At 36.8% G+C, this 26,950-nt stretch carries 29 protein-coding genes; 16 read left to right on the plus strand and 13 right to left on the minus strand.

What is annotated here, in order from left to right; translation table 11 throughout:
• Window positions 1-25: 25 nt before the first annotated feature.
• Window positions 26-784, minus strand: a complete 759-nt coding sequence (locus tag KBP46_RS00500) for a restriction endonuclease (RefSeq protein WP_216444370.1) — start codon at window positions 782-784, stop codon at window positions 26-28.
• 400 nt (window positions 785-1,184) lie between these two features.
• Here KBP46_RS00500 and KBP46_RS00505 point away from each other — a divergent pair, with 400 nt between their 5' ends.
• Window positions 1,185-1,892 (plus strand): DUF6261 family protein, encoded by a 708-nt coding sequence (locus tag KBP46_RS00505; protein WP_216444371.1) that lies wholly within the window; start codon window positions 1,185-1,187, stop codon window positions 1,890-1,892.
• 365 nt (window positions 1,893-2,257) lie between these two features.
• Here the strand turns inward: KBP46_RS00505 and tpx (KBP46_RS00510) are convergent, their stop codons facing one another.
• Entirely contained in the window at window positions 2,258-2,827 is a 570-nt protein-coding gene (gene tpx / locus KBP46_RS00510; RefSeq protein ID WP_202838563.1) for a thiol peroxidase, read from the minus strand.
• A 286-nt stretch (window positions 2,828-3,113) separates the two neighbouring features.
• Here tpx (KBP46_RS00510) and KBP46_RS00515 point away from each other — a divergent pair, with 286 nt between their 5' ends.
• The 6 genes from KBP46_RS00515 (at window position 3,114) to KBP46_RS00540 (ending at window position 8,040) form a co-directional block, all read left to right on the plus strand.
• Window positions 3,114-4,745 carry an NADP-dependent glyceraldehyde-3-phosphate dehydrogenase gene (locus KBP46_RS00515; RefSeq protein WP_120231606.1) on the plus strand — a complete coding sequence of 544 codons (1,632 nt, stop codon included), beginning with the start codon at window positions 3,114-3,116 and terminating at the stop codon, window positions 4,743-4,745.
• A 155-nt stretch (window positions 4,746-4,900) separates the two neighbouring features.
• Complete coding sequence (locus KBP46_RS00520; RefSeq protein ID WP_062675295.1) at window positions 4,901-5,410, plus strand: RNA polymerase sigma factor; 510 nt, start codon at window positions 4,901-4,903, stop codon at window positions 5,408-5,410.
• Between the two features lie 10 nt (window positions 5,411-5,420).
• Entirely contained in the window at window positions 5,421-6,236 is an 816-nt protein-coding gene (locus KBP46_RS00525) for a hypothetical protein (protein WP_216444372.1), read from the plus strand.
• A gap of 62 nt (window positions 6,237-6,298) precedes the next feature.
• On the plus strand, window positions 6,299-6,658 hold the full coding sequence (locus KBP46_RS00530; protein ID WP_062675293.1) for a hypothetical protein: 360 nt from the start codon (window positions 6,299-6,301) through the stop codon (window positions 6,656-6,658).
• A gap of 268 nt (window positions 6,659-6,926) precedes the next feature.
• Window positions 6,927-7,436 (plus strand): RNA polymerase sigma factor, encoded by a 510-nt coding sequence (locus tag KBP46_RS00535; protein WP_062675292.1) that lies wholly within the window; start codon window positions 6,927-6,929, stop codon window positions 7,434-7,436.
• A 13-nt stretch (window positions 7,437-7,449) separates the two neighbouring features.
• Window positions 7,450-8,040 (plus strand): hypothetical protein, encoded by a 591-nt coding sequence (locus tag KBP46_RS00540; RefSeq protein WP_216444373.1) that lies wholly within the window; start codon window positions 7,450-7,452, stop codon window positions 8,038-8,040.
• 41 nt (window positions 8,041-8,081) lie between these two features.
• Here KBP46_RS00540 and KBP46_RS00545 read toward each other — a convergent pair whose 3' ends face one another.
• The gene (locus KBP46_RS00545; protein ID WP_253297134.1) at window positions 8,082-9,260 is read right to left on the minus strand and encodes a S41 family peptidase; all 1,179 of its coding nucleotides are present in this window, start codon (window positions 9,258-9,260) and stop codon (window positions 8,082-8,084) included.
• 23 nt (window positions 9,261-9,283) lie between these two features.
• Window positions 9,284-9,619, minus strand: coding sequence for a hypothetical protein (locus KBP46_RS23375; protein WP_253297135.1), 336 nt, complete (start codon window positions 9,617-9,619; stop codon window positions 9,284-9,286).
• Between the two features lie 234 nt (window positions 9,620-9,853).
• Between KBP46_RS23375 and KBP46_RS00550 the strand changes: the two genes are divergently transcribed.
• Window positions 9,854-10,888, plus strand: coding sequence for an MBL fold metallo-hydrolase (locus KBP46_RS00550; RefSeq protein ID WP_253297136.1), 1,035 nt, complete (start codon window positions 9,854-9,856; stop codon window positions 10,886-10,888).
• Here KBP46_RS00550 and KBP46_RS00555 read toward each other — a convergent pair whose 3' ends face one another.
• Window positions 10,889-11,176, minus strand: coding sequence for a GNAT family N-acetyltransferase (locus KBP46_RS00555; RefSeq protein ID WP_062675288.1), 288 nt, complete (start codon window positions 11,174-11,176; stop codon window positions 10,889-10,891).
• 492 nt (window positions 11,177-11,668) lie between these two features.
• On the opposite strand from KBP46_RS00555, the gene KBP46_RS00560 reads away from it, so the two are divergent.
• From KBP46_RS00560 to KBP46_RS00575, 4 genes are all read left to right on the plus strand, one after another.
• On the plus strand, window positions 11,669-12,124 hold the full coding sequence (locus KBP46_RS00560) for a hypothetical protein (RefSeq protein WP_120231602.1): 456 nt from the start codon (window positions 11,669-11,671) through the stop codon (window positions 12,122-12,124).
• Between the two features lie 114 nt (window positions 12,125-12,238).
• Entirely contained in the window at window positions 12,239-13,144 is a 906-nt protein-coding gene (locus KBP46_RS00565; protein ID WP_120231601.1) for an AraC family transcriptional regulator, read from the plus strand.
• Window positions 13,145-13,230: 86 nt separating this feature from the next.
• Entirely contained in the window at window positions 13,231-14,232 is a 1,002-nt protein-coding gene (locus KBP46_RS00570; RefSeq protein ID WP_120231600.1) for an aldo/keto reductase, read from the plus strand.
• Window positions 14,233-14,319: 87 nt separating this feature from the next.
• On the plus strand, window positions 14,320-15,312 hold the full coding sequence (locus KBP46_RS00575) for an MBL fold metallo-hydrolase (protein WP_123277734.1): 993 nt from the start codon (window positions 14,320-14,322) through the stop codon (window positions 15,310-15,312).
• Window positions 15,313-15,645: 333 nt separating this feature from the next.
• On the opposite strand, the gene KBP46_RS00580 is transcribed toward KBP46_RS00575, so the two are convergent.
• From KBP46_RS00580 to KBP46_RS00610, 7 genes are all read right to left on the minus strand, one after another.
• Window positions 15,646-16,038 carry a DoxX family protein gene (locus KBP46_RS00580; RefSeq protein WP_216444375.1) on the minus strand — a complete coding sequence of 131 codons (393 nt, stop codon included), beginning with the start codon at window positions 16,036-16,038 and terminating at the stop codon, window positions 15,646-15,648.
• Between the two features lie 38 nt (window positions 16,039-16,076).
• A complete protein-coding gene (locus KBP46_RS00585; RefSeq protein ID WP_120231598.1) occupies window positions 16,077-16,853 on the minus strand; it encodes a thioredoxin family protein in 777 nt (258 codons plus the stop codon).
• A gap of 323 nt (window positions 16,854-17,176) precedes the next feature.
• Window positions 17,177-17,941 (minus strand): LytTR family DNA-binding domain-containing protein, encoded by a 765-nt coding sequence (locus tag KBP46_RS00590; RefSeq protein ID WP_216444376.1) that lies wholly within the window; start codon window positions 17,939-17,941, stop codon window positions 17,177-17,179.
• Complete coding sequence (locus KBP46_RS00595) at window positions 17,922-18,935, minus strand: sensor histidine kinase (RefSeq protein ID WP_216444377.1); 1,014 nt, start codon at window positions 18,933-18,935, stop codon at window positions 17,922-17,924. Before KBP46_RS00595 ends, KBP46_RS00590 begins: the two co-directional genes overlap by 20 nt.
• A gap of 80 nt (window positions 18,936-19,015) precedes the next feature.
• Window positions 19,016-19,459, minus strand: a complete 444-nt coding sequence (locus KBP46_RS00600) for a hypothetical protein (RefSeq protein WP_062675279.1) — start codon at window positions 19,457-19,459, stop codon at window positions 19,016-19,018.
• Entirely contained in the window at window positions 19,456-20,439 is a 984-nt protein-coding gene (locus tag KBP46_RS00605) for a heme-binding domain-containing protein (protein WP_123277729.1), read from the minus strand. The genes KBP46_RS00600 and KBP46_RS00605 overlap by 4 nt, the downstream gene beginning before the upstream one ends.
• A gap of 171 nt (window positions 20,440-20,610) precedes the next feature.
• Window positions 20,611-21,357, minus strand: coding sequence for an SDR family oxidoreductase (locus tag KBP46_RS00610; protein ID WP_253297137.1), 747 nt, complete (start codon window positions 21,355-21,357; stop codon window positions 20,611-20,613).
• 101 nt (window positions 21,358-21,458) lie between these two features.
• Here KBP46_RS00610 and KBP46_RS00615 point away from each other — a divergent pair, with 101 nt between their 5' ends.
• Window positions 21,459-21,794 carry a helix-turn-helix domain-containing protein gene (locus tag KBP46_RS00615; RefSeq protein ID WP_110010401.1) on the plus strand — a complete coding sequence of 112 codons (336 nt, stop codon included), beginning with the start codon at window positions 21,459-21,461 and terminating at the stop codon, window positions 21,792-21,794.
• A 205-nt stretch (window positions 21,795-21,999) separates the two neighbouring features.
• Here the strand turns inward: KBP46_RS00615 and KBP46_RS00620 are convergent, their stop codons facing one another.
• Window positions 22,000-24,219 carry an NADP-dependent isocitrate dehydrogenase gene (locus tag KBP46_RS00620; RefSeq protein ID WP_062675276.1) on the minus strand — a complete coding sequence of 740 codons (2,220 nt, stop codon included), beginning with the start codon at window positions 24,217-24,219 and terminating at the stop codon, window positions 22,000-22,002.
• Window positions 24,220-24,578: 359 nt separating this feature from the next.
• Here KBP46_RS00620 and tpx (KBP46_RS00625) point away from each other — a divergent pair, with 359 nt between their 5' ends.
• From tpx (KBP46_RS00625) to KBP46_RS00635, 3 genes are all read left to right on the plus strand, one after another.
• Window positions 24,579-25,079 (plus strand): thiol peroxidase, encoded by a 501-nt coding sequence (gene tpx, locus KBP46_RS00625; protein WP_062675275.1) that lies wholly within the window; start codon window positions 24,579-24,581, stop codon window positions 25,077-25,079.
• A gap of 70 nt (window positions 25,080-25,149) precedes the next feature.
• A complete protein-coding gene (locus KBP46_RS00630) occupies window positions 25,150-25,497 on the plus strand; it encodes a VOC family protein (RefSeq protein WP_216444379.1) in 348 nt (115 codons plus the stop codon).
• Between the two features lie 106 nt (window positions 25,498-25,603).
• On the plus strand, window positions 25,604-26,815 hold the full coding sequence (locus KBP46_RS00635; protein ID WP_216444380.1) for a DUF763 domain-containing protein: 1,212 nt from the start codon (window positions 25,604-25,606) through the stop codon (window positions 26,813-26,815).
• Window positions 26,816-26,950: the final 135 nt, after the last annotated feature.

A 26,950-nucleotide genomic window follows, 5' to 3' on the forward strand; every position in this document is an offset into this window, starting at 1 on the left:
ATAGTTTAGCAATATTATTATTTTATTAGTATTTACTAAGCCAATCTTTTAAGTTTTCATAATCTTTTAAATCTAACTTATCTTTTAGCTGAGAGGCTTCCTTGATAGCATCTTTTGTGAAAGTGCTAGTAGTTACAATAATACTTTTTGATGGATTTTTAAATGTCTGTACACCAACAACTTCTCGAATAATTCCAACATCTACTTTGTTTTCTGGTGAGTATTTTTTACATTCAACTAAAATTAGAAAGCTAGTTAATGCGTTACGAATACTTGCGATAATATCAGTACCCCCATCTCTTGTTTGTTTTGTTAATGTCACATCAAAACCTAAATCTTCCAAAATACTAGCAACTAATTCCTCAAATTTTCTAGAGGTAAGTTCATGTAGTTTTTCAGGATGTTTATTTAAATATTTTTTAATTTCGTCGTTAACATCAGTTAGTAATATTGACGGACTTTCAATCTCTTCATTGGAGTACAAGTTTTCAACTTTTTCGTCATCTTGTTCATATTGTGTCATTCTGACAAGTAATGTATCTTTTGCATTTTCTAAAGAAAGCATTGATGCTTCAACGTCAACTGCTCGAAATTGATTATCTTGATCCTTTCCTAAAATCACAAAACTCCAGTCCTTATCAATTTTGTCTAATATAATTGTTCCTAATAAATTTTTATCATCGTCTATAAACCATGCTTTTTCCTCTCCTAAAACAAAAGCCATTGGGTTTTTTTGAATATTATTTTTATAAAATTCATGTTCTGAAATTTGTTTTATTGCCATTTTTTTTGTGGATTAATTATATTAATGCGTAATCTAATTATCAAATCTATAAAAATGGTTCAAAAATTAACTCCGTATTTCTACGGAAATTTCCCCAAATATAAAAGGTATCATTCTCAAAACCTTACGGTTTTCCGTAATCCCAAAAGCCCCAACCTCAAAACATCCATTTACAACCTCCCCACCCCTCCAGAACTCTAAAACAATAGCAAAACACCCCTCTCAAGCTCTCCGCTTATTACAAGCAAGTCTGTTTGAAACTTCCCAAGAACTTGGGAACTCTCCTGCAGGTAGGGGGAAAGCTCCCAAGACCACGGGAGGTTTGTTGCAGGTATGTTTGTAACAAAACAATTTTTTCTATATTTGATTATTAATTTATTAATCCCAAAAACACAAAAAAATGAAAATTGCCCTCACACAGCTGAGCACTAAAGATCTTGCGACTTTAGCTCAGAGAATTCTTTCCAATGCCCAATCCGGAAAATACCCTGTTATTAACAATCATCCTCTTGTAGGCGCTTTGGCGTCTTCCTATACGGAATACGATAAGGTCTATACAAAGCAGGTCTACAGCGGAAAAGGGAAGGACGTAGCCACAGCCGATCACGAAAGAGATACCGCCTATGCCAATCTGAAATCTTTCCTGAACGGGTATCGTAAGCTGCCTTCTGCGGCCAACTATCAGCAGGCAGAGGATCTCTACGGAGTATTCAAAACTTTTGGGCTGAATCTGGACAGGCTCAGTTATTCTTCACAAACCGCTCAGATGAAGAAGCTTATAGAAGCATTAGAAACGACAGAAAACAAACAGAAGATCACGCTTCTTTCTCTGGATGCAGCCTTTGCAGAGATGAAAGCTAAGCAGGATGCTTTTGAGGTAGTGTTTGCAGAGCAGGCAGGAGCTAATGCCGATCTTCGTCAAATGACGAGTGCGAGTGCTATCCGTAAAGATCTGGAAAAAACATTGAAAACTTATCTTAATCTGCTCACGGTGATGAAAGAAGTATCGGGCTGGGAATTGCTGTACAGTGATACCAATGAGTTGGTGAAAGCTGCTAAAAACTCTACATCAGAGAAGAAAGAGAGTGGTGAAACTCCACAGAAATAAGTTTTGGTTTTTTTGTTGGAGAACCGAGAAGACGCAAGTTTTTTTTAAGTGATGTCTTATTTTAAGGCGCAAAAAGATTTCAACTTCGCTCAATATGAGATTTTCAGCAGGTAATACGTGATTATTTTCCCACAGATTTCACTGTTCTTTTCCTATTTATCTGCTTAATCCGCCTAATCGCGTTTAGATTCCTTGCTTTACTCGGAATGACAAATATGCCGTTGAAATTTTATCTCCGATAAAATCCTTGCGCCTTACAACAGAAAGTTTTTAATGTCATTTTGCGCCTTAGCGTTTTTCCAACAAAACAATTATAACATAAAAAAACTCAGCAATTCGCTGAGTTTTATTTTTTAAGCCATTTATTATTTCACAACCGCAATAGCCGCTTCATAGTTCGGTTCCTGAGAAATATCCGGCACTTGTTCTTCATAGATAATATTACCTGAAGGATCTATTACCACAACCGCTCTGCTCAGAAGCCCTTTCATTGGAGAATCTACCAGTTCCACCCCATAGTTCCAGCCAAAGTCTGAACGGAAATCGGAAAGCATGATTACGTTTTTGATGCCTTCCGCGCCACAGAATCTTTTCTGGGCAAACGGCAGATCTTTGGAAATACAAAGGACTACGGTATTGGGAAGGTTTCCTGCCTCTTCATTGAAATGATGTACAGAAGCAGAACAAACACCAGTGTCTACACTCGGAAAGATATTCAGAATAACGTATCTTCCTTTGAAGGAATCCAGGGTCTGGTCATTCATATTCACATCGGTAAGGGTAAATTTAGGAGCCGGTTTATTCAGTGCCGGCAATTTGGCATAAGTATGAACTTCTTTCCCGCCCATTAAAACTGTATTGATCGCTTTAGATTTTTGAGCAAAGCCCACCGCAGAGAAGAATAGCAGTGTGCCGCAAACTAATTTTGAAAACATGAAATTTATTTTTAAGCTAAATTATTCTTTTTTCAGGAGCTAAGATTAATTTTAATTCAAATAGATCGAATCTATTGTCAGATTATTTTTTTCAACACAATTTACTTTTACCTTTATATTATTAAACAGGGTTGTTTCAAAGGTGTCATTCTGAATGAAATAAAATGTAATGAAGAATCTCATATAAAAATCAATAAAGATTCTTCATTCGTCAGAATGACGAAAGTCAAATAATTTAAATTTTGAGACAATCTCAATCTTATCACATAAAAAAATAGAAAGATTTATGAGTTCAGAAAATACAGCATCATTTCATCACAGCATTTTTAAAGGAGAAAACGAAATTCCGGAAGAATATAAAGTTCCGGTCATCCATCAGAGAACCTATCTTTTGAATGGAGAACTGGTAGAGTGGAAAGGAGATGTCACGGAAATTTATTCCCCGGTATGCATCCCCACAGAAAACGGATTGGAAAGAAAACTTCTGGGAAGTATTCCGAATATTGGTCCGAACGAGGCGATGGAAGTTCTCGAAGCTTGTGTAAAAGCCTATGATAACGGTCTTGGTGAATGGCCTACCATGTCTGTGGAAGGACGTATCAAATGCATGCAGAAATTCGTATATCTGATGATCCAGCAGAGAGATCTGGTTATCAGACTACTGATGTGGGAAATCGGGAAGACACTGGCCGATTCTACCAAAGAGTTTGACCGTACTGTAGATTATATCAACCAAACCATTGATGCATTAAAAGATCTTGACAGGGAATCTTCCCGCTTTCAACAGGCAGAAGGAACCATTGCACAGATCAGAAGGGCTCCGCTTGGCGTGGTGTTAAGTATGGGACCTTTCAATTATCCTCTCAATGAAATTTTTACCACATTGATTCCGGCTCTGATCATGGGAAATACCATCCTGTTTAAACTGCCAAAGCATGGTGTCCTTGCTCATTATCCTTTATTGAACGCTTTCAAAGAAGCCTTCCCGAAAGGAACGGTGAATACATTATATGGAAAAGGTTCAGAAATCATCACTCCGATTATGGAAAGCGGAAAAGTGAACGTTCTTGCCTTTATCGGATCCAGTAAAGTGGCGAACGGATTGAAAAAACTACACCCGAAAGTAAACCGTTTAAGAGCCATCCTGAGTCTGGATGCTAAAAATGCAGCCATCGTTACTAAAAATGCGAATCTTGATGTAGCGGTAAGTGAGTGTATTTTAGGAGCACTTTCTTTCAACGGGCAGCGTTGTACAGCATTGAAACTGATATTTGTTCAGAAAGAAGTGGCATTGGAGTTTACAGAGAAATTAAGTGCTGCTGTCTCTGCTTTGAAGGCTGGGCTGCCATGGGAAAAAGAGGTGAAAGTAACTCCACTTCCGGAGGTCAATAAACCGGCTTATCTGAAAGAATGTATTGATGATGCTTTACAGAAAGGAGCTGCAGTACTGAATAAAGATGGAGGCTATACAGATGAATCTTTTGTTTTCCCGGCAGTTGTATATCCTGTAAACAGTGAGATGAAACTTTATCATGAAGAACAGTTTGGTCCTGTGATTCCTGTTGTTCCCTTCGAAGATATAGAAGAGCCTATAGAATATCAGGTGAATGCCTCCCACGGAATGCAGGTAAGTATTTTCAGTGAAGATCCTCATGAAGTAGCAAGACTGATTGATCCTTTTGTAAATCTTGTAAGCCGTGTCAATATCAACTGTCAGGCACAAAGAGGCCCCGATGTTTTTCCATTTACAGGAAGAAAAGACAGTGCAGAAGGAACACTTTCTGTTTTTGATGCGCTCCGTTCATTCTCCATCCGGTCTCTGGTGGCGGCAAAACTGACAGATTCCAACAAAGAGCTGCTGAATACTATTGTCAGAGAACATGATTCTAACTTTTTAAGTACAGATTATATTTTCTGATTCTGACTGAAACAGAATTTAACATAAAATAAAAATCCTCAATAAACATCTTGGTTTGTTGAGGATTTTTTTAACTTAATGCCGGAAATTAGAGTTTTGTGTTATAATAAGATGGTGTTTTTTAGAAATATCATCTAAGGATCAGTGTGTAAATCATGTCTTCACCCGAAAAAGAATTTTTAGAGAAAATTGAAAAGCACAAAGGTGTTGTTTTCAAAATCTCTAAAATGTATATGGATAATAAGGACGACCAGAATGACCTCTATCAGGAGATCATTTACCAGGCCTGGAAATCATATGGTGATTTTCAAAAGAGGAGTGATTTCTCCACATGGCTGTACAGAACTGCACTCAACACAGCAATTGTTTTTCTGCGAAGTGAAAAAAAACGTAGTTTTATACAGAATCAGAATGTCGATGGGCTGAATGCCCGGCAGGAACCTTATAATGATACGGATGATATGAATATGAAGCGGATGTATGAAGCTATCCATCAGCTAAGCCCCATTGATAAAGCCCTTATATTCTTTTTTTTAGAGGGTTTTTCCGGAAAAGAGATTGCTGTACAGCTGGGAATTACTGAAGTGAATACACGGGTAAAGCTGAAGAGAGCAAAAGAAAAGCTGAAAGAGATCATTACCAGACAGGGAACAGATTCCTATTAAAAATAACACTATGGATTTAGAAAATTTTAAAGAACTTTGGAATAAAGATACAGGACAGGAATCTCCTGAAATTTCTCTGGAAAAACAGAAGGAAATACATTCTCCGCTGCAGATGCTGAAAGTGAATATGGAGACTGAATTCTGGCTGATGATTGTAACACTGCCTTTGCTGTTAACAGGTTTTCCTTTCGCTTCTAAGGATTCTAATATTAAAACGATTTCAGTATTTGTCACGATCCTGACCGTTGCTATTATTGTTTATTTTTATTCCCGCTTCCTGAAATTGTATAAGCTGCTTAGAAAAAACAGTACCAATACAAATTATGATCTGTTTACGCTCAAAACGCAGCTTCTCATCTCGAAAGAAATTTATATCTCATATTATATTTCTTATATCCCGCTTGGATTTCTTTTGTCTCTGATCCAGATCAATTTTCATTTTGACAGGGAATATAACCTGGCTATTTTCGGGATCAGTCTTCTGATTACCCTTTTGTTGATTGCTTTTATCATCAAATACTGGATCTATTATATGTACGGAAGATACATTGATGATGTAGTGCGTTTGGTAGATGAACTGAATGGAATTGAAGTAAGCCCAAAAGGTGAAAAGAAAAAAACATGGTTTGAACGTTCACAGAAATTTTTCATGAATAAAATGGGAATTAAAGGAAACATCCTGAATACCGTCATATGGTTTGTATCCATGTATTTTTTTATTATTTTATTTCTGACAATTGTTCTTTTGATCATTATCATAGTAGGAGCAAAACTTCATTTTCTGGATATCGGATCATTGCAGAGGGCTTTAAATAAACTGAATTAGAAATTACGCTGTATTCTGTAAAATTTCTATCTTTAGAAAATTGAGTTGTAAAAAAATGTCACATGGATGATTTTAAAAATCAGGTGTATTCTATAGAAGAATTTCTGGAACTGGTAAAGAGCAAACAGGATAGGCAAGCATCCTTTGACCCGGAATATAATTATGCAGTCTATTCTTCAACAGATGAGTTTAAACCCGAAATGAAAGTTTTTATCGGAGATCCTTTGGATATTGGTGAGCATGATAATGAAATCTTACCTGATTTTGTTTTTCATAACAAACTTCATTATATGTGTTCTGATGAAAATATTCAGGATGTGGTGGATCTTGCTTTAAGACAGCGTGCTGATATTAGCTCTTCTCAGCTTATCACAGCTCTGAACCATTATCTTGAAAAAGATGATTTCTTAGATTTTAAATAATAAAAGAATTAAATACTTAAAAACAATAAGCTGATATCAAAAATATCAGCTTATTGTTTTTTTTTATGTAACATTTTTACTTTTCTTCTACTAACTGACCAGGTCAGAAAAAATTATTTCGACTCATACTATTCTGAGGAATTAGTAAAAAAACTTAAAAAACACACAATGAGGCCTGGCGGTATTTTCTGTCAGGTTTTTTTATTTCTTTTGTAAAAATCTGTAACAATTTTTTTAAACGAAAACTAACTCTATAGAGTAACAAGCTATGACCTCATTAGAACAAGAGTTTATCAGTAAAATTGGACAGCATAAAGGAATCCTGTTTAAGATTGCTAAGATGTATATGACTGATAAGGACGATCGTGATGATCTTTTTCAGGAGATTACCTATCAGCTCTGGAAAGCATTTCCCGGTTTCAGAGGTGAAAGTGAATTTTCTACATGGCTATACAGAATCGCTTTGAATACCGCTATTATTTTCCTTAAAAAAGAAAAGAGAAGAAGCTTTATTTCTCATGAAGATTTTTCTAACCAACTCATTATCCAGGAAGATTATGATGATCGTAAAGAAGAGCGCCTGACTGAAATGTATAAAGCTATCCATCAGCTTAATTCTATTGACAAGGCTTTTATATTCTATTATCTGGAAGATTTTTCAGGAAAGCAGATTGCCGAACAAATGGGGATTTCAGAGGGCAATGCAAGAGTGAAAATGAACCGGGCCAAAAATAAACTTAAAGATATCTTAAGCCAAATAAAAACCAACCAACATTAAAATCAGTAATCCAATGAATATCGATGAATTGAAAAATACCTGGAACGAAGATATTGTGGAGGAAACTCCCGAAATAACCATAGAACAGAGAAATAAACTGAATCTTCCCCTTGAAAAAATACGTAAAAATATGCGTGTTGAATTCTGGTGGATGATAGGAATCTTTGTCTTTGCTTTTCTGGTGTGCTCTGTGTGCAGACCATTTAAACTTCAGTTGTACATAACCGTATTGATTGCCTCCATGCTTATTGTTACTGTTTTCTTTTTCAGCAAGTTTTTTAAACTGTACAATGAAATCAGTAATCCTGTACCTAAAACTTATGATTCTTTGAAAGATCTCGTGATGCAGCTCAATCTTAACAAACAGTATTACCTCTCATACTATATCAGTTTTGCCCCATTTCTGGTGTGTGAAATCCTTATTGTCCTGGAGTTTATCCCGTGGCCACAACCTTTGAGCGAATTGAAGATTGCAGTGGTCTTAATTAGTACAGTAACCGTAGGATTATTTTTGCTTTATATTGTTGGAAGGTTCTGGTATCAGCGCTATTATGGAAGATACATCCAATATATTGAAGATCTTTTGGAAGAATTAAAAAGATAAAAAGAGTTCGGCGGGCTGAAAGCCCGCCGAAACTATATTCATTACTGTCCTTTATGTTCTTTTTCTTTGGCAATTTCGTTTTTTATCCAATCCAGTTGTGGGTCTTTTTTATCAATAATATCCTGCATGTTTTCAGTAACAGTCACATCAGGAACAACACCTTTCCGTGAATCTGAAAAACTGATATTAGGTTGTACCAAAAGTAATCCTATGGGAAATCTGATTTCAGAATTGGGAAGCTTTTGGTAGGAATAAAAACCGGCCACAGTTCCGTCATTGGCACCACCTGTTTCTTCTCCCACAAGCGTTGCTCTTTTATCATTTTTAAGTTTGGCGGTAATAATAGACGATGCCGAGAAACTTCCTCCGTTAATCAGTACAAAAATTTTTCCATGGAAGGCATCCTTTTTGGGTTTTGTAGGTTTGTCAGCTTTCATCTTGTAGAATACTTTTCCATCCTTTTTATAGGTACTGAAAGTCTGCGCAAGAAAAAAACTCGGATAAGCGATACTTTTAAGAGCATACTCTAAAGGAGTACTTTTTCTGAAATAATTGGTGCGAAGAGGGGCATTTCTTGAAGTTAACTGAGAAGGCTTGATCAGCGTAAACGGCTCATCAGCTAAATACGAATACAGGTTGTTGATTTCATACAAGGAGCCGCCATAATTATTTCGGACATCTATGATGAGGTAAGGAGATTTCGCAAGGTTGATCTTGGCAAAAGTCTTTTTATAAAACTCATCCGAATAATCCCTTGAAAAGCTTTTCACCTTAATATAAGCAATAGTACTGTCTTTGTCCAGAAACTTAAAACTTCTGTTATAAGAATTACTGGAAGCTACATAGTCGTTCAGTTTCTTTTCCGGGGTCTTTTTCTGCATTTCCTTATCCTTTTCAAGATCAGCGTCAGATTTTGTTTCTCTGGTTAAGGTATACGTCTTTTTTTCTCCCTGGTATAGGGTTTCAAGAGTAGCTTTGCTGTCAAATCCATTTTCGGCAGTATAAAAATTAAAGAACAGATCTTTTAAAAAATACGGGTGGAAAGTGGTATTATCACCATCACTGCTGATCAGACTTCTGTACTTCTTGATATAATCGGATACAGGAATATTATTGATGGATAAAATTTCAGTTCCCGGTTTTATATGTTCAATAGAATCTTTGTTTTGAATAATATACATCTGATCTCCTGAAATATAATATTCAAAACGGCTGAACATCCCTTTCTGATGTTCCAGTCTTTTTATTTCACTTTTGGTAAATTTTTTCTGGGAATTCTCAATGAGAGATGTCCTTCCCGAATTCCTGCAATGACAGGTTGAAGTTTGAAATAAAACTGAAGAGGAGTAAGAGGCTCGGTGAGGGTCTGTTTAAGACTGTCAAATTTACGTTCCAGTTCCTTCCTGGGAATATACCAGTATAATTGAGGGTGCATTTGCTGTAGTTTTGAATACGCAAAGTCCACATCCTCTTTAAGTTGCTCCGGTGGAATACATGAAGCCCGCTGTTCGTTGTGTTTTTTTACAGAGGCACAAGACGAAAAAATAGCGAGAAGAAATATTACCGAATAATTTTTCAATGTATCTGAGTTTTTTAGGGTGCTAAAATAGAAAGTTTAAAATTAATCCCGAGCTAAACGAGTAATAAATTTTTAAAAATACATGATAAATTTAGTTAAAAAATGGAGTAAAATGGAATAAACTTTCATTTAAAAGCAAAAGTCAATACATTTGATATTTATTTCGTACAGATGATTTACTGGATTATTACGTGTATAGCTGTTTTGACGGTAACTTTTTTTATAGTGATCAATATGAAGGCATTTGGTGGAGTGCCAAAAGGGAAGAGGCTGAAGCGTATCAGACAGTCAAAACTTTATAAAAAGAAACAGTTCAGGAATATCAGTCATACTTCTTCCATTACTGAAGGCTACAAGATGTGGAAAGTAACCTACGATTTCTTTTTAGGAAAAAAAGATCCGTTGTTGAAACCTTTAACAGCCATTCCATCTCTTCATACCAATCTGAAAAATATTGATAAAAACGAGGATGTATTGATCTGGCTGGGACATTCATCTTATTATCTGCAGACAGATGGAGTTTCCTTTTTAATAGATCCTGTGCTAAGTCTTTATGGATCACCTTTTAAATACTTTAATAAGGCTTTCAAAGGATCAGATATTTTTAAACCTGAAGATATTCCGAATATTGACTATCTTGTGATAACGCATGATCATTTTGACCACCTGGATTACCCAACTGTAAAATCTATCGGAGAAAGAACAGGAATGGCCATTATTCCTTTAGGAGTAGGGGCACATCTGGAAAGATGGGGCTATCCTGAGAGCAAACTTATTGAAGAAGAATGGGGAACAGAAGTTGCCCTGGAAAATAATATAAAAATTGTCTTTACTCCTGCCAGACATTTTTCCGGCAGAAGGGTAAGGCAGAATGATACGCTATGGAGTTCCTATGTTCTGATAACACCTACAAAAAGAATTTTCTTAGGCGGAGATAGTGGCTATGATTCTCATTTTAAAACAATAGGCGAACAATATGGCCCTTTCGATTATGCTGTTCTTGAGAATGGACAATATGGAGAGGCATGGAGGTATATCCATACATTGCCGGAAGATGTTATTCAGGCTGCTATTGATCTTAAAGCAGAACGAATTATCCCGGTTCATGCTGCCAAATTTGCATTGGCACTTCATCCATGGAATGAACCTTTACAAAAGATAACGGTTCTTGGAAGAGAAAAAAAACTGAACATCCTCACTCCGATGATCGGAGAGGTGGTAGATCTGAATCAGTCAGAACAAAAGTTTACAGCCTGGTGGGAAAGCTGATCAGGCATGCCAGATTTCTTTATATCTTGCGGGATGATTTTCAAACTGTTGTCTTACAAAATCACATTCCGGGTCTACAAGCAAATCTTTTTCTTCTGCGTAGCGTACAAGTTCATCCAGCAATAGTTTAGCGTATCCTTTTCCCTCACGCTCTTCGTCAAGTTTCGTATAATATACAATAAGCAGTCTTCCGTCAACCTCTATAGACATATAACCTGCCTTTTTTTCATCGATAAGTAGCTGCAATTCATCCTGATATTGAGATACCTGAAACTTTATATTTTCCATAACAATGTAAGATTTGGTTGATCAAAAATAATTTGAGAAAATTTCTTTAAAAACATTCTCTTCATTAAAATTACGAAATTAAACTATATGAAATAATAATTTATGGGAATCTTAACGAATTTTATAACATAAGTGGATAAAAGATAAAAGATATTACCATTAAATATCCGTATGCCAGGATCAATAGAGGTGGGCTTAGCCCGCCACACGATATATAATTCTCTACGGCTTTTAGACGAAACTTAAATATGTGTTTTTATAAATCTGCAATGTGTTGATTATTAATGTGTAATAGGGTTGTTACTTAATAATTCTTAGGATATAATCATAACCTTAAAATAATTAATGTTTAAGAATTTAATAAAAAATACAGAAAATAATTCAAAGATAATCAGTTGTTTGTGGTTTTTTTTAACAAATATTAGTATTTGTAATTAATAATTGGCACTTTAATTGACTATCACTTGGTAATTATTTTTAAAGTGGAATGAAATGAAAAAGTTAATATTAACAGCATTATTGGTTGGGACATTCAGCTTAAGTTATGCCCAGTCAGATTATTATAATGATTACAGAAGGAGTATCTCTGATATCAACTGGCAAAGAGTAATTACTGATCTTGTGCTTTCAACAACACAGGCTAATCAGATTTATGTGTTAAATGACAGATATCGTGATTATGATACCTGGAATAGAGTGTATGTGGTGGAACCGGGAAGATGGAGAAACGACCGTTATTCAGAGCTGGAAAGAATTCTGGGTAGAGAAAAGTATATCATCTTTAAAAAGAAGTACTACAGAGGACAGAATCCTGTAATTGTTTACGGAAGAAACAAAAACGATTATAAAAAATACCGTAAACAACAGGAGAAGTATTATAAAAATCAGGAAAAATATTACAAAAAACAAAATAAACATCATGGTCACGGACATGATGATTGGGATTAGATTATTATCAACTCAATATTCACTTTTAAATGGCTGGCAGCATTGTCAGCCATTTAATTTTTTAATCCTATAATTTTTATGATTTAATTTGTTTGATTTTTATAACTTTGATTTATGGAATCACACGAATCACTGAATGGTTTTTATGAAAGGAATGCTCCTAATCTGGCATCTCAATGTGTTGGGGTGAATAAAATGGGGCACTTCAATGTCTTTTCACGGGAGTATTGCTCTCCGCATACTCCTTACAGCAGGAGAGATTATTATAAGATTTCACTCATCATTGGAAAAGGAAAACTTCACTATGCTGATAAATGGATCAAAGTAGATCGCCCCGCCTTATTGTTTTCCAATCCCATTATTCCTTATTCCTGGGAAGCTGATGATGAAGATCAGAAAGGCTGGTTCTGCCTTTTTACCGATCAGTTTCTCCATAATGGAAGCCGTATGGGAAACCTTCAGGATTCTCCGCTGTTCAAGATTGGAGGAACACCTGTTTTCTTTGTCGATGAGGAGCAGCAGAAGATACTTTCTGAGATGTATATCAAAATGATGACGGAGATTCAGTCAGATTATATCCACAAGTATGATATGTTGAGAGCATATCTTCATCTGATGATACATGAAACAATGAGAATGCAGCCGGCAGAAAGCTTTGAACCTTATCAGAATGCTTCCCAAAGAGTGGCGTCCTTGTTTATGGAACTATTGGAAAGACAGTTTCCTATCGACAGCCCTGAGGCCTTTTTGAAATTAAAAACCCCGAATGATTATGCTCAAAGTCTTTCCATTCATGTGAATTCTTTGAACCGTTCGGTAAAAGAGATTACAGGAAAAACAACCAGCCAGCAGATCACCGCAAGGATTATTCAGGAAGCCAATGCCTTGCTGAAACATACGGATTGGAATATTTCTGAGATTGCCTACGGATTAGGCTTTGAAGAACCTGCTTATTTCACCAATTATTTTAAAAAACAAACCGGAATTACTCCCAATGCCTTAAGAATGGATGTTGTTTGAATTTTATAATTCTTAGTTTGAATTCTATATCGTGGTTGGTTTCCGGATGTTCTAATTTTGTCATATAAAATTAAATCATACCTATCATGAAATTTAAAAAATTAGGAAACACAGAAGAACAGTTATCAGCAATCGGTTTAGGATGTATGGGAATGAGCTTTGCTTATGGTCCTACAGACGAGCAGGAAAGTATCAATACCCTGCACAGAGCGCTGGATTTAGGCGTCAACTTTTGGGATACAGCAGATATGTATGCTAATGGAGAAAATGAAAAACTGATCTCCAAGGTTTTAGTGCCAAACAGAGATAAGATTTTTATTGCAACCAAATTCGGATTCAGGTTTAAAGATGGTAAAGCAAGTCACAGTGGAGCTCCCGGAACATACTTCGACGGCTCTCCGGAATGGATCAGACAGGCAGTAGATTTAAGTCTTCAAAGATTAAAGATTGATACCATTGACCTGTATTATGCCCACAGAATAGATCCCAATGTTCCTGTAGAAGAAACAGTAGGCGCTATGGCAGAGCTGGTGAAAGCAGGAAAAGTAAAATATATCGGATTATCTGAAGCTTCTGCAGAATCTATCAGAAAAGCGAACAAAATTCACCCTATTGCCGCCTTACAGTCAGAATATTCCATCCTTACCAAAGATGTTGAAAAAGAGATTTTACCAACCATCAGAGAGCTTGGGATTTCTTTAGTCCCTTATTCCCCATTGGCAAGAGGACTTTTTACCAATATTTATGAAGCGCAGAATCTTGGCGATGACGATTTTAGAAAATCATTACCGCGTTATCAGCAGGAGTATCTTGAAAATAATACCAAACTGGCTAACGAAATCAATGAGTTGGCAGCTTCCAAAGGAGTAAAAGGAACCCAGCTTGCCTTAGCATGGGTGTTGAATCAGGGAGATGATATTATCCCGATTCCTGGTACAAAACGAATCAAATATCTTGAAGAAAACATTGCCGCTGTTAATATTGAGCTTTCTCAATCAGATCTGGATACCATTGATGCGATCCTGAAAAAATACCCTAATGTGGGAGAAAGATACAATGAAGGTTCAATGAAACTGGTGAACAATTAAAGACTATGTTAGATAAAAACTGAGTTCCTGGTAATGAAGGAGCTCAGTTTTTTTTGTTTTAAATTTTAAAATGAAAAACACTCAGCTATGAACAGAAGGGAATTATTAAAGAACGGATTATTGGTAGGAACATTAAGCATGATTCCTTTTTCCGGTTTAATGGCACAGTCTAAAACAACTGTTGAAAAAACTGGAGATGACCTTTCCGGTTTTAAAAAATTAAAATTGGGTGAACTGGAAGTTTTTGTACTAACAGACGGATATATTCATGAAGAAAACCTTAACTCATTCGCTCCCAGAGGAAATATTACAGAATTGAAATCAATCCTTAAAAACAATTTCAGACCGGAAAATTATATCGATATGGCGATGAATATTCTATTAGTTAAAACAAAAAATAAACTCATTTTATTCGATACCGGAATGGGGATTTTTGCTGATGAAAGAACCGGATTTCTATTAAAAAGTCTCCAAAAAGCAGGATTTTCCGCGAAAGATGTTACTGATGTCTTCATCTCTCACGCCCATCCGGATCACATTGGTGGAGTAGTGGATAAACAAAATCAGTTTATTTTCCCCAATGCTGATATTTTTATTTCTAAGATAGAACATGATTTCTGGATGAAAGCTTCCATCAAAGACTTCAGCAACAGTGCGCTAAAAACTCAACCTGAATTTCTTAATCAGATTATTCCTGCCATTCAGAATATTTTGAAAACGATTCAGCCTAAACTGAAATTTTATGACCTTAATCATCCATTATATGACTATTTTAGTTTCCAGTTAGCTCCCGGTCACACTCCCGGTTTAACGGTTACAACCATCTCTTCAGAAAATGAAAAGCTGATCTATATCGCAGATTTGATTCATTCTGATGTCATTCTTTTTCCACATCCTGAATGGGGCTATTTCGGTGACACCGATCTGGATATTGCAACGGCATCAAGAAAAAAACTCCTTCAACAATTGGCAGATACCAAGATCAGAGCATTTGCTTATCATTTACCATGGCCAGGTTTGGGATACACAAAGAAAAAAGCAACAGCATTTGAATGGTTTCCGGAAAGTTTTATGAATTAGCTAATAGGTAGCAGATAGCAGTTTGTAGGTGAAAGGATAAGAGGATTAGGGATAAGTGATATATCGACATTGATTAATACATATGTGCTCAGTATTCCCCTCCTCCGGAGGGGTGGCAAAAATTCAAAGAATTTTTGACGGGGTGGTCAAAAACGGGATGATACATCATACATGCAATACAATCAATAGCAGCGGACTTTAGTCCGCTTTCAAAAACAGTATTCCTCTATCCGCCTTCAGCCAAAACTTATTCATCACCTCACTGAAACAACAGATCCTCCCAGGCAACGGAAGGATCTGTTTCAAACATAAGAAAAAATTAGAGTTTTATCATTAAGCTTCTCCAAATACCAATTCAGGAGAATAAAGCTTTCTGAACATGATGTAAGTTACCGTTAACACAGAAAAGGCAACAATTGCATCTACCGTAGACGGAAAACCCAGGACCGCAATTTTTGAAAAGAAAGCAAAAAGAATATCAAAGAACATTCCTGCAAATACCCATTCTTTCAATCTTAATAATCTATTGGGAAGCAGAAGAACCAGAACTCCAGCAATTTTAAAAACACCTAATATATAAATGAAATGAGGCGGATAGCCAAGCTGTTGAGTAATGTCCCACACCACCGAATTTTTTGTCAGTTCAAAGACACCGCTGGCCCCAAACCATAATGACATAAAAATAGCACCTGACCAATAGATAATTTTTGTAGTTTTTGTTTTCATTGTTGTAATTTTTAGTGATAATTAAATTGTACAGTATTTTATTTAAAAGCTGTTTTTGCTGATCCTGAGATTTCTCCCGTTCTCCTATTCTGAATAAAAGCGATGACTTCCCAGTTTTCCGGAGAAAAGCCTTCCGGCAGTTTAAATGTTGTGATTCCTTCCTGCTGCTTAGTCAAAATGATTGGGTTTTGTTTATGAACAATTTGCCAATGATGAAGATGACGTCCCTCATTTTCACCTTTTCCTACCTGAGTAGAAGAATGTTTTTCAATCAAATTAATAAGAAGTATATTCTGAGGATCGGTGGAAGGCGCTTTATACTGAACATTAACTGCATTCTGAGAAACGGTTGCAGATAATTCTACATTTGTTTTTTTAGAAGCAAACAAGGCTTTCTGAATGGCATTTTTGATATTGTTTTCATCAGAGCCTACAAATTCTGTTTTTCCGTTGACTATCAGCTGTGGAGTATAAACCTGTGAATTCAATATTCGGCTGTACTGCTGTTGTCGTTGAGAGTTTTCAGAACTACTGAATCGGTCTTTCCACCCAAGGCGGTTCCAGTAATCAACATGGTAGGAGAGTAGATACACAGGTTCATCCTTATATTCTTTTTCAATTTTTCCCATCAGCTCATCAGCAGGAGGACAGCTTGAGCAGCCTTCTGAAGTAAAAAGTTCCAAAACAGCAAATCCGTTATTCTCAGAAGCTTGAGATTGTGATGTCTTTTGTTCTTTATTTTGATGGATAAATGCTGAGGTAGCAAATAGTAATGCGGTGAAAGCGCTTACTGTGATTAAGTTTTTTAGTATCATGTCTTTTAATTTGATTCAAAAGTAGATACTCTGCAAAGGCAAAAGAATGCAAAAAAGGGTAAACCGGACAAATTAAGAGGTGAATCCGGAAATTGCAGGGGGAAGTATTTAAAGGTTGTATGCCGGAAGAGAGAGGAAGGAAGTTTTTGGAGTGCAAAAAGGAATTGATGGTTACATTTTTTGATAGTAAAAATACGAGTAATAAATCTTAAAAAATTAAAGCAAAAGAAAACCCTGATCATCTCAATCAGGGCTATAATTTATTTAAATAAGACTTTGTCTTCAAGTACTTCCAGCATCCATCCTCCATCTTCCTTACTGCTTTATCTATCCTCCAGCCAAGTAAAAAAACTATGGGTCTTTTCTTTGTTAATCAAAAGTTTTTCAGGGATTTCAATAGTGAGTTTTACCAGTATTTTACGCTGAAAATAATGTTCCATCTCCTTAATGGCTTTAAAATTAACAAGATATTGTCTGTTAACTCTGAAAAACTGCTTGTCAGACACCTGTTCTGCCACTTGTCCCAAAGGCTGGGTAACAGGAAACTGTTCCTTTGTGAATGTAACCAGATGGGTGATCTCATTATGAATGTAAAAATAAGCAATGTCTTCGGTAGGAATGGTGGTGTATTTCTGATTTTTAAAAACCAGAAAACTACTCTTACCTGCGGCAGCAGGCTGTCTGATTTTCTGTATCAGAGACTCCAGGTCCGGAAGATCATTTTTCTGGAAGAATTTTTTCAGTTCATCAACCTTTCGCAGGGCTTCGGCAATATCTTCCCTGGAAAAAGGTTTCAAAACATAATCAACTCCTTTACTTTTAAAAGCATCCAGCATATATTGATCAAAAGCAGTACAAAAAACGACAGGACAGGTGATCTCCACCGATTTGAAAATTTCAAAGGAAAGTCCGTCCGAAAGATGGATATCCATAAAAATAAGATCGGGTTTAATGTCCTTTAAGCCTTCAATACTTGTTTCAATACTGTCATAAACACCCAGTATTTTTGAGTCCGGTTTTAAGTCTGATATCAAATTCTGCAGGGATTTTGCAGCCCGGAATTCATCTTCAATAATGATTATATTCATGGATTAATGGTAATTTTATCTGAAACTTTTTTTCGTCTGAGTTAATCATAATATCCTTTTCCAGCAAATGTTTGTAACGCATTTTAATATTGTCAAGACCAACTCCCAAAGAATCTTCAGGATTCACTTTTCGCTGTATAGGATTTTCAATTACAATATGATCATCAGCAGTGTAAATTTTAATATGTAAAGGTTTGCTTTGAGAAACAATATTATGTTTGATACAGTTCTCCACCAAAAGCTGAAGCGTAAAAGGAGGAATAAGGGTTTGGGCGGTTTCTTTTCCAAGTTCGTTGGTGAACTTAATTCCTTCTCCAAAACGGGCTTTCTGAAGGAATAAATAAGAATCTACTATTTTCATTTCTTCCTGAACGCTGATGAGGTCCAGTTTTCTGCTTTCCAGTGTAAATCGGTAAAAATCAGATAATTTTACAATAAAATCAACAGTTTCTTCATCACGGGTTTCGGCCATCAGTTTTAATGTGTTCAGACTGTTAAAAAGAAAATGAGGGTTGATCTGCTGTTTTAACAATTCATATTGAGCTCCTAAATTGTCACTTTTTACCTTTTCCAGTTCAAGCTGTACCTGTTGTCCTGTATAATTATTCTGAAGAAGGCTCAGGAACATATAGCACACCAGATTGATCAGGATTCCTCTTACCTCGATCATCAGCATCACCGGACCAAAATTAATATGGGAGAGAATCAGCTGCTGAATCCAGGCCAGGCCAAACATAATTACCATACCAAAAGCGAGTACTACCATCAATCTTGAATACGAGATATGCTGTCTGCGTTTTGTGGTGCGGTTCAGCATATAAATATTGACGTACCACATGATCACCGAAAATGCTGCCGTAATAGCTGAGTTGACCACGGCTTCTTTCCAGTCGAATTGATGGGATGCCAACTGAGGTACGGATGATAAAATACCCAGGAAAATGGAGCTTATCCAGATAATAGCTTGTGAGATTTTTATTTTTTGCTGTTGCATGAAATCTGCTGATTTGAAAAGGTTAAATTAACCTTTTTTATTTAAAATATTATGATAAATAGTGAAACTGTAGTTTTTTATTAAGGCCTGTTTACAGGGCGATAACTCATAAAATACTGTATTCTTTCTTCTTTATTGGGTGAGCTGTTTTGTGGTAGACTATTTTTTATATCATAGGAAACCTTTCCAAGATGATCAGCCTGAACAGTTTCAATACTTATCAATTCTCCGGTGATGGTTCCTCCGATATATTGAGGATTATCATGATACTTCCAGGTTACCAGTTTCATCACAGCACCTGCTTCAGGGGTCTGGATTTCTTTTGTTAAAGATTCCAATGCTTTTTCGTTCCCATATAAGGCAGACATAGTTTCTTTTTTAGGATTTAAAGAATTAGAGATAAATTTGAGAGGTCCCGGGTCAAAGACAACCCTTGAAAGGCCATTATTCATATCACTATTTTCTTTGCTGCAGGCGGTAAGAGCAATAAGACTTACCAGTAAGATAAAGATCATATTTTTCATTTCTTCTGTAAATTTTGAATTAGTCTTTGGGTATTTACTTTCATGGGAACATCAAACAGGTATCCTGTTTTTTCTGCGAGTTGTCTGTGGCAGGCAATGCAGGATTCTTTGGCGAAGGAAGCCGTTTTTCCTGTTGGATGGAGATCATCTCCTGAGAATTTCGCAAATCCCCAACCCTCAGTATCTTGATATTGCTTGGAATCTTTGACCATAAACTGCGCATTGATAAATTTCCCGGGTCTGATTTCCCCATTTGGAAGTTCCTGTTGCTTCCACACAGATTTTACTACAATACTTCCTTCCGGCCAAGGATGAAAATCTTCAGTTTCTACCGCTTTTACAGCGATGTCATTTCCATAGATTACACGGATGGAATTGTCAAAAAGAGTACTCATGCTGATGACTTTCCAATTTTTAAAATCAGGAGTATATTGAACTCCATTGGGAGAAACCGGAAATTGAGCTGGAGCTAGGTCAGTTTTAGCTGCAGAAGGTGAATTGGGCACAGTTTTATTTTGTATAGAAGGTTGTACTGAGGATAATGAAAGGGTATATTTTTTGATCGTTTCAATATCTTTTGCTGTAATCTTGGCTGAAGGATGCAGAAGGGTGTACTCATGGAGAGGCATTTTACCACTTTGCATCATATTGAGGATAGCGTACATTTTTCCCTGATGTTCTGCAGGAGATAACTTTTCCCATTCTGAGAAGTTCAAGACTTCTCTGGCTCTTTTGATATCTTTGTTTACAGCCCAGGAAACAGGAGCAAGTTTATCATACCAGCTTAAATTCTGCTGGTTGGAATGACAGCTGAAACATGAGTTTTCAAGAATACTGATCACTTCCTTTGGCGCTTCAATTTTTCCTGTAACCGGTTTTCCTTCCAAAGGTGTGCTGAATAACTGCAACCCTCCGAAAATTCCTAGAATAGCCAGAAATACGATGGCAATGGGATTTCTTTTTTTCTTTACGGTATCCATAATGAGTATTGTTTTATTTTTCTGGATCAAAAGTAGGCGGGTAGTACATGCTGTGAAACGGAAAACTGTCCGAGCTGGACAAATCAAAAGGCGAATCCGGAATTTTTAACCCCGAAAATCTACAAGAAAATCCCGGTAACACAATTACCGGGATTTGATTAAATCTGTTGTTTATAAAGTAATACCACCATCTATCACAATTTCAGTTCCGGTGACATAGCCTGAAATCTGATCATCTGACAAATAGGTAACCAGTTTGGCAATCTCTTCAGCGGTTCCCATTTTCTTCATTGGAATCTGTTCTATGAGATGGTTTTGGATATTTTTCAAAGTTTCTTCATCCAAGCCTGCTTTACTCATGATTTCTGTTTTTATCGGACCCGGACTTATCATATTCACTCTGATTTTTCTTGGAGCCAATTCTGCTGCTGCCGTTTTGGCAATAGAATTCAACGCGGCTTTGCTTGCCTGATAAGCTGAACTGTTGGGTTTATAGGTAGACGCAACAATAGAAGATAAAAAGATGACAGAAGCACCATCATTTAACAATGGTATGAATTTGCTTAATGTAAAATAAGCCCCTCTGAAATTAATATTCATCACCTGATCGAAATTTTCAACATCCATATTTTCAATAGGAGTCAGAGTTCCGGTAATTCCTGCATTGATAAACAGAATATCTGCTTTACCGAACTTTTTCTCTACTTCATTCTTCAACAGATCAATATCATCAAGATTAGACTGGTCTGCTATGAACGGGATTGCTCCAAGTTCCTGAGCTGCTTTTTCTACAGCTTCTTTTCGTCTTCCGGTAATGATTACGGTTGCTCCTTCTGAGATAAGTTCTTTGGCTGCAGCGAATCCTATTCCGCTGTTTCCTCCTGTTACGATAGCTAGTTTGTTACTAAATTTTTTCATTGTAAATTTTTTTGACAAAGTTATTTCAAAATGGTATACTTTTGTAATCAGTATCACAGAGTATACCAGTATCACGAATGATATCACTTAACTTTGCAATTATGGAACGAGACCAGAACGAAGAACTCAGAGCATTACAGGATACCCTTTATTTTATCGGAGGCAAATGGCGTATTCCTGTTATCAATTCACTTTGTAACGGAAACAGACGTTTCAGGGAAATTGAACGAAGTATTCCCGGAATTACTACCAGAATGCTTTCCAAAGAACTGAAAGATATGGAACTGAATAAACTGCTAAAACGCACCGTTTACCCGGAAACTCCTGTTTTAATAGAATACGAACCTACAGAATACTGCCGAACCTTTGGAAATATTATTCAGGAAATGATCAACTGGGGCAGGGAGCATAGGAGAGTAATTGTGGAAGATAGGTAAGGTGGCAGATGTTAGATTGCAGGAATTAGAATTAGGGATGCGTTGATCTTGATGAGTATATATGTACTCACTATTCCCCTCCTTTGGAGGGGTGGCAAAAATTTTTTTGAATTTTTGGCGGGGTGGTTGTACCGATATTTTTTAACGGGGTGGTTACAAAAAAAGCTCCTTTTTAAGGAGCTTTCATTTATATCAAAACGAACAATTAAATTCCGTCAATGATTTCATTTAAAACCGTACTAGGTCTCATTGCTGCATACGTTTTATATGTGTCAGTTTTGTAGTATCCTTCAATGTTCTGAGGTTTACCCTGAGCACCAATTAATTCAGCATTGATTACTTCTTCGTTTTCCTGCATTGCCTGAGCAACCGGAGCAAACTGAGCTGCCAGTTCAGCATCTGCAGTCTGGTTAGCTAGTGCTTCAGCCCAGTACATTGCTAAATAGAAGTGAGAACCTCTGTTATCGATCTGACCTACTTTTCTTGCAGGAGATTTATCTGTAGCTAAGAATTTAGCGTTAGCTTCATCCAATGCATCAGCCAGAACCTGAGATTTCGTATTTCCCTGAGTTTGTGCCAGGTGCTCTAAAGAAGCCTGAAGCGCTAAGAATTCACCTAGAGAATCCCATCTTAAGTATCCTTCTTCTAAGAACTGCTCAACGTGTTTTGGAGCAGAACCTCCGGCACCAGTTTCAAATAAACCACCACCGTTCATCAATGGTACAATAGAAAGCATTTTTGCAGAAGTACCAAGCTCAAGGATTGGGAAAAGGTCTGTTAAATAATCTCTCAATACGTTTCCGGAAACTGAGATTGTATCTTTACCTTCTCTTGCTCTTTTCAACGTTTCAGTCATAGCATCTTTTACATCAAGGATTCTGATGTCAAGACCTGTTGTATCATGATCAGCAAGATATTTCTCTACTTTTTTGATGATTTCTCGGTCGTGAGCTCTTCCTTTGTCTAACCAGAAGATAGCAGGAGTATCAGATAATCTTGATCTGTTTACAGCTAATTTTACCCAGTCCTGGATAGGAGCATCTTTAGTCTGACACATTCTGAAGATATCATCTTTTTCTACCTTCTGAGAAAGAAGAATGTTTCCAGCTTCGTCCTGAACTTCTACAGTTCCGTCAGCAGCTACTTGGAAAGTTTTATCGTGAGAACCATATTCTTCAGCTTTCTGAGCCATTAAACCTACGTTTGGAACAGATCCCATAGTGGTAGGGTCTAATTTTCCGTGCGCTTTCATATCATCAATCACAGATTGATAGAAACCAGCATAAGAACGGTCTGGAATAATACAAACGGTATCTTCCTCATTTCCGTCTTTGTTCCACATTTTACCTCCTCCTCTTACAAGGGCAGCCATAGAGGCATCGACGATGATGTCAGAAGGTACGTGGAAGTTGGTAATTCCTTTGTCAGAATTTACCATTGCCACTCTAGGTCCTTCAGCAAGAGCTTTTTCAATATCAGCTTTAATGTCAGCTTCCTGAGCATTTCCTTTGATTTTTTCAAAAAGATCCGCAAGACCATTATTTGGATTGATGTCTAACGACTTGAAAGTCTCAGCATATTTTGTAAATACTTCTTTGAAGAAAGTCTCAACGATAGCCCCGAAAATGATTGGGTCAGAGATTTTCATCATTGTTGCTTTAAGGTGAGCAGAAAGAAGTACATTTCTTTTCTTAGCTTCCTCGATAGCTTCCTGAACGAACGCTCTTAATGCATTAAGGTTCATTACAGAAGAGTCAATTACTTCACCAGCCTGAAGACCTGCGAAGTCTTTTAATACAGATTCAGAACCGTCGTTTCCTTTGAATACGATTCTGTATTTGGTAGCATTTTCTAACGTTGTAGAAGTTTCTGTACCGTAGAAATCACCATTGTTCATGTGAGCTACGTCAGTTTTGCTGTCAGATGCCCAGTTACCCATTCTGTGAGGGTTTGCTTTTGCATAGTTTTTAACAGCTTTTGGAGCACGTCTGTCAGAGTTTCCTTCTCTTAATACTGGGTTTACAGCACTTCCTAATACTTTGGCATATTTAGCTTTGATTGCTTTTTCTTCGTCATTTTTAGGCTCTGCAGGATAGTTTGGAACTGCGAAACCTTTACCTTGTAATTCAGCAATCGCTGCATCCAATTGAGGTACAGAAGCAGAAATGTTCGGTAACTTAATGATGTTGGCTTCAGGTTTTGTTGCCAATTCTCCAAGTTCTGCCAAAGCATCACCGATCTTTTGGTCGTCTTTTAAAAACTCAGGGAAGTTGGCTAAAATTCTTCCTGCCAAAGAAATGTCCGGTACTGCGATTTCGATATCTGCTGATTTTGTAAAAGCTTTTACGATAGGTAAAAACGAGTGAGTAGCCAGCATTGGAGCTTCATCAGTAAGTGTGTAATAGATTTTTGATTTTTCTGACATTATACTGTTATTTTTTATTTGAAATTTTAAGTCCCACAAATTTAGTAAATATCATTGTTTTATTTAAGATATTTCCATAAAAAAAAGAGGCTTTTGACTCTTTATATTGATATCTGCTTAATTTATGTTCACCTTCCGGTTATATTTATTTTAGAAATAATTTTATAATGTTCAGAGGCTGAACTTTTTGTCCTTAAAATCAGGCTTTTTTGAGGCTGTAGTTATATAGTAATTATGTCTGATAAAACTGATTATCAATAAGATGTTTTTTATTTTCACTTTAAGATTAATTTAACCATAATAAAACCGGAAAAATTTTCTTTTTTGATTACATTTGAAAAAATAAAAAAATAAATATTATGTCAACGACAATCACTTTAAAAGGAAACGAAGTACACACAATAGGAGCATTACCATCAGTAGGAACCACTGTAAAAGACTTTGCATTGGTAGATTCAGGATTAAATGTAAAAACACTTCAAAATTTTGACGGAAAGAAAAAAGTATTCAATATTTTCCCAAGCATTGATACCCCTACCTGTGCCGCTTCTTCCAGAAAATTCAATGAGGAAGCTTCAAAGCTTGATAATACGGTGATCATCAATGTTTCTAAAGACCTTCCATTTGCATTAGGAAGATTCTGCGCAGCAGAAGGATTGAATAATGTAGAAACACTTTCAGACTTCAGAAGCAGCTTTGGGGACGATTATGAAGTGACCATCGCAGATTCTCCTATGAAAGGATTACTGAGCCGCGCCGTGATCGTTACTGACGAAAACAATAAAGTAGTTTATACAGAGCAGGTTCCGGAAATTGCTAATGAACCTAATTACGATGCCGCTCTTGCAGCATTGAAATAATAAAATAATTTTTGTAGAAAAGCCTTGTGAATATGATTTTGCAAGGCTTTTTTAATCAAAAAAATTGAACATGGTAAAAAGAATCGTAGTCAATATTAAAACCAATGATCTTTCCAGAGCCCATCAATTTTATCAGGATATTTTAGAACTGGATGTTTTGATGGATCATGGCTGGATTAAAACATTGGGTAATGAGGAAGAAGCCAAAGTTCAGATCAGCTTTGCTGAACAGGGTGGAAACGATACGGAAGTTCCTGATCTTTCCATCGAAGTGGATAATGTGGATGAAGTGTATGAAAAGATGAAAAAGGCCGGTTTTGAAATCACTTACGAACTTACCAATGAGGACTGGGGAGTTCGCAGGTTTTTTGTCAGAGATCCATTTGAGAAGCTGATTAATATACTGTCTCACCAATAAAAACGGTTTTATGGATCCGTATGTTTTACCGTAATTAAACATTATTAATGATGCGGATCATTAAATAGTAGAGGAATAAAACTTACCTTTACATTTTAAAAACGGAATGAAACGTTCAGGAACTGCAGATTTACCCCTTCACTATGGCAAAGTACCGCCATGGCTGTATGAGCGTATGTCTGTTCTGGGGCTTTCCATTATTGAAGTCATTCTCATGGATTATGGTAAAGATGAGGTTCTACGCCGGTTGGCAGATCCATTCTGGTTTCAGAGTTTTGGAGCCGTGATGGGAATGGACTGGCATTCTTCAGGGATTACCACTTCCGTTATGGGAGCTTTAAAACGTTCTGTTAACCCAAATTCTCAGTCGCTGGGGCTTTATATCTGTGGCGGAAAAGGGAAGTTTTCCCGCGAAACTCCATCAGAGCTCATTAAAATTGCAGATAAAACCGGATTGAACGGAACAAAACTGGTAAGAGCCAGCAAGCTTTCTGCAAAAGTAGATAATACGGCCATCCAGGATGGTTACCAGCTGTATTTACACAATTTCATTCTTTCAGACAATGGAAACTGGAGCGTCATTCAGCAGGGAATGCATGAATCTGACGGAACAGCAAGACGTTACCACTGGCACTCGGAAAACATTACCTCTTTTGTAGAACAGCCCCACACAGGAATTAATGGGATTTCAAGAGGGAGAATTCTTAACCTTACGGATACCGAAGCCTCGGATAACAGAAAAGGAATTCTGAATATTTCCCATACCAATTCGGCTGAGGTGATGAACGATTTTGCCAGATTGATTCTACCTGCTCATCATGATGTTCGGGCTTCTGATGTTGATCTGAAACGTCTCGGAGCACTGCTGTATGTTACCAGAGAACAGCAGCCACAGAATTTTGAAGACCTGCTGATGCTGGAAGGAGTAGGTCCAAGAACCATGCAGTCTTTGGCTTTGGTAAGTGAAGTGATTCACGGAGCACCGTCAAGATTTGCAGATCCGGCAAGGTTTTCCTTTGCTCATGGTGGTAAAGACGGACATCCTTTCCCTGTTCCGATCAATACGTATGATGAAAGTATCAGCATTCTCAGAAAAGGAATTGAAAAATCCAGGCTGGGAAACTCTGATAAGCTGAATTCTTTAAACAAGCTTCACCAGATTGTCACTGAAGCAGAAAAAGACTTTACACCGGATTTTGATATTCAGCAGGTAATTGAAGAAGAAAGACAAAATTCATGGCGTTTTGGCGGGAAAACGGTATTCGGCGATGCCCAGAAACCCACTGCTCCAAAATCAATACAGCTTTCCCTGTTTTGAAAAAATATTTCCTGTAAAAAGCTTACAATGACTGTATCGGCAGATAGTCATTCCCATCCTCCGGAGGGGTGGCGAAAATTCAAAGAATTTTTGACGGGGTGGTCAGAGATAGTATGTTTCAAATAACTGTTTAAA

The sequence above is a fragment of the Chryseobacterium sp. PCH239 genome, assembly GCF_018924625.1.
GTDB lineage: Bacteria > Bacteroidota > Bacteroidia > Flavobacteriales > Weeksellaceae > Chryseobacterium > Chryseobacterium cucumeris.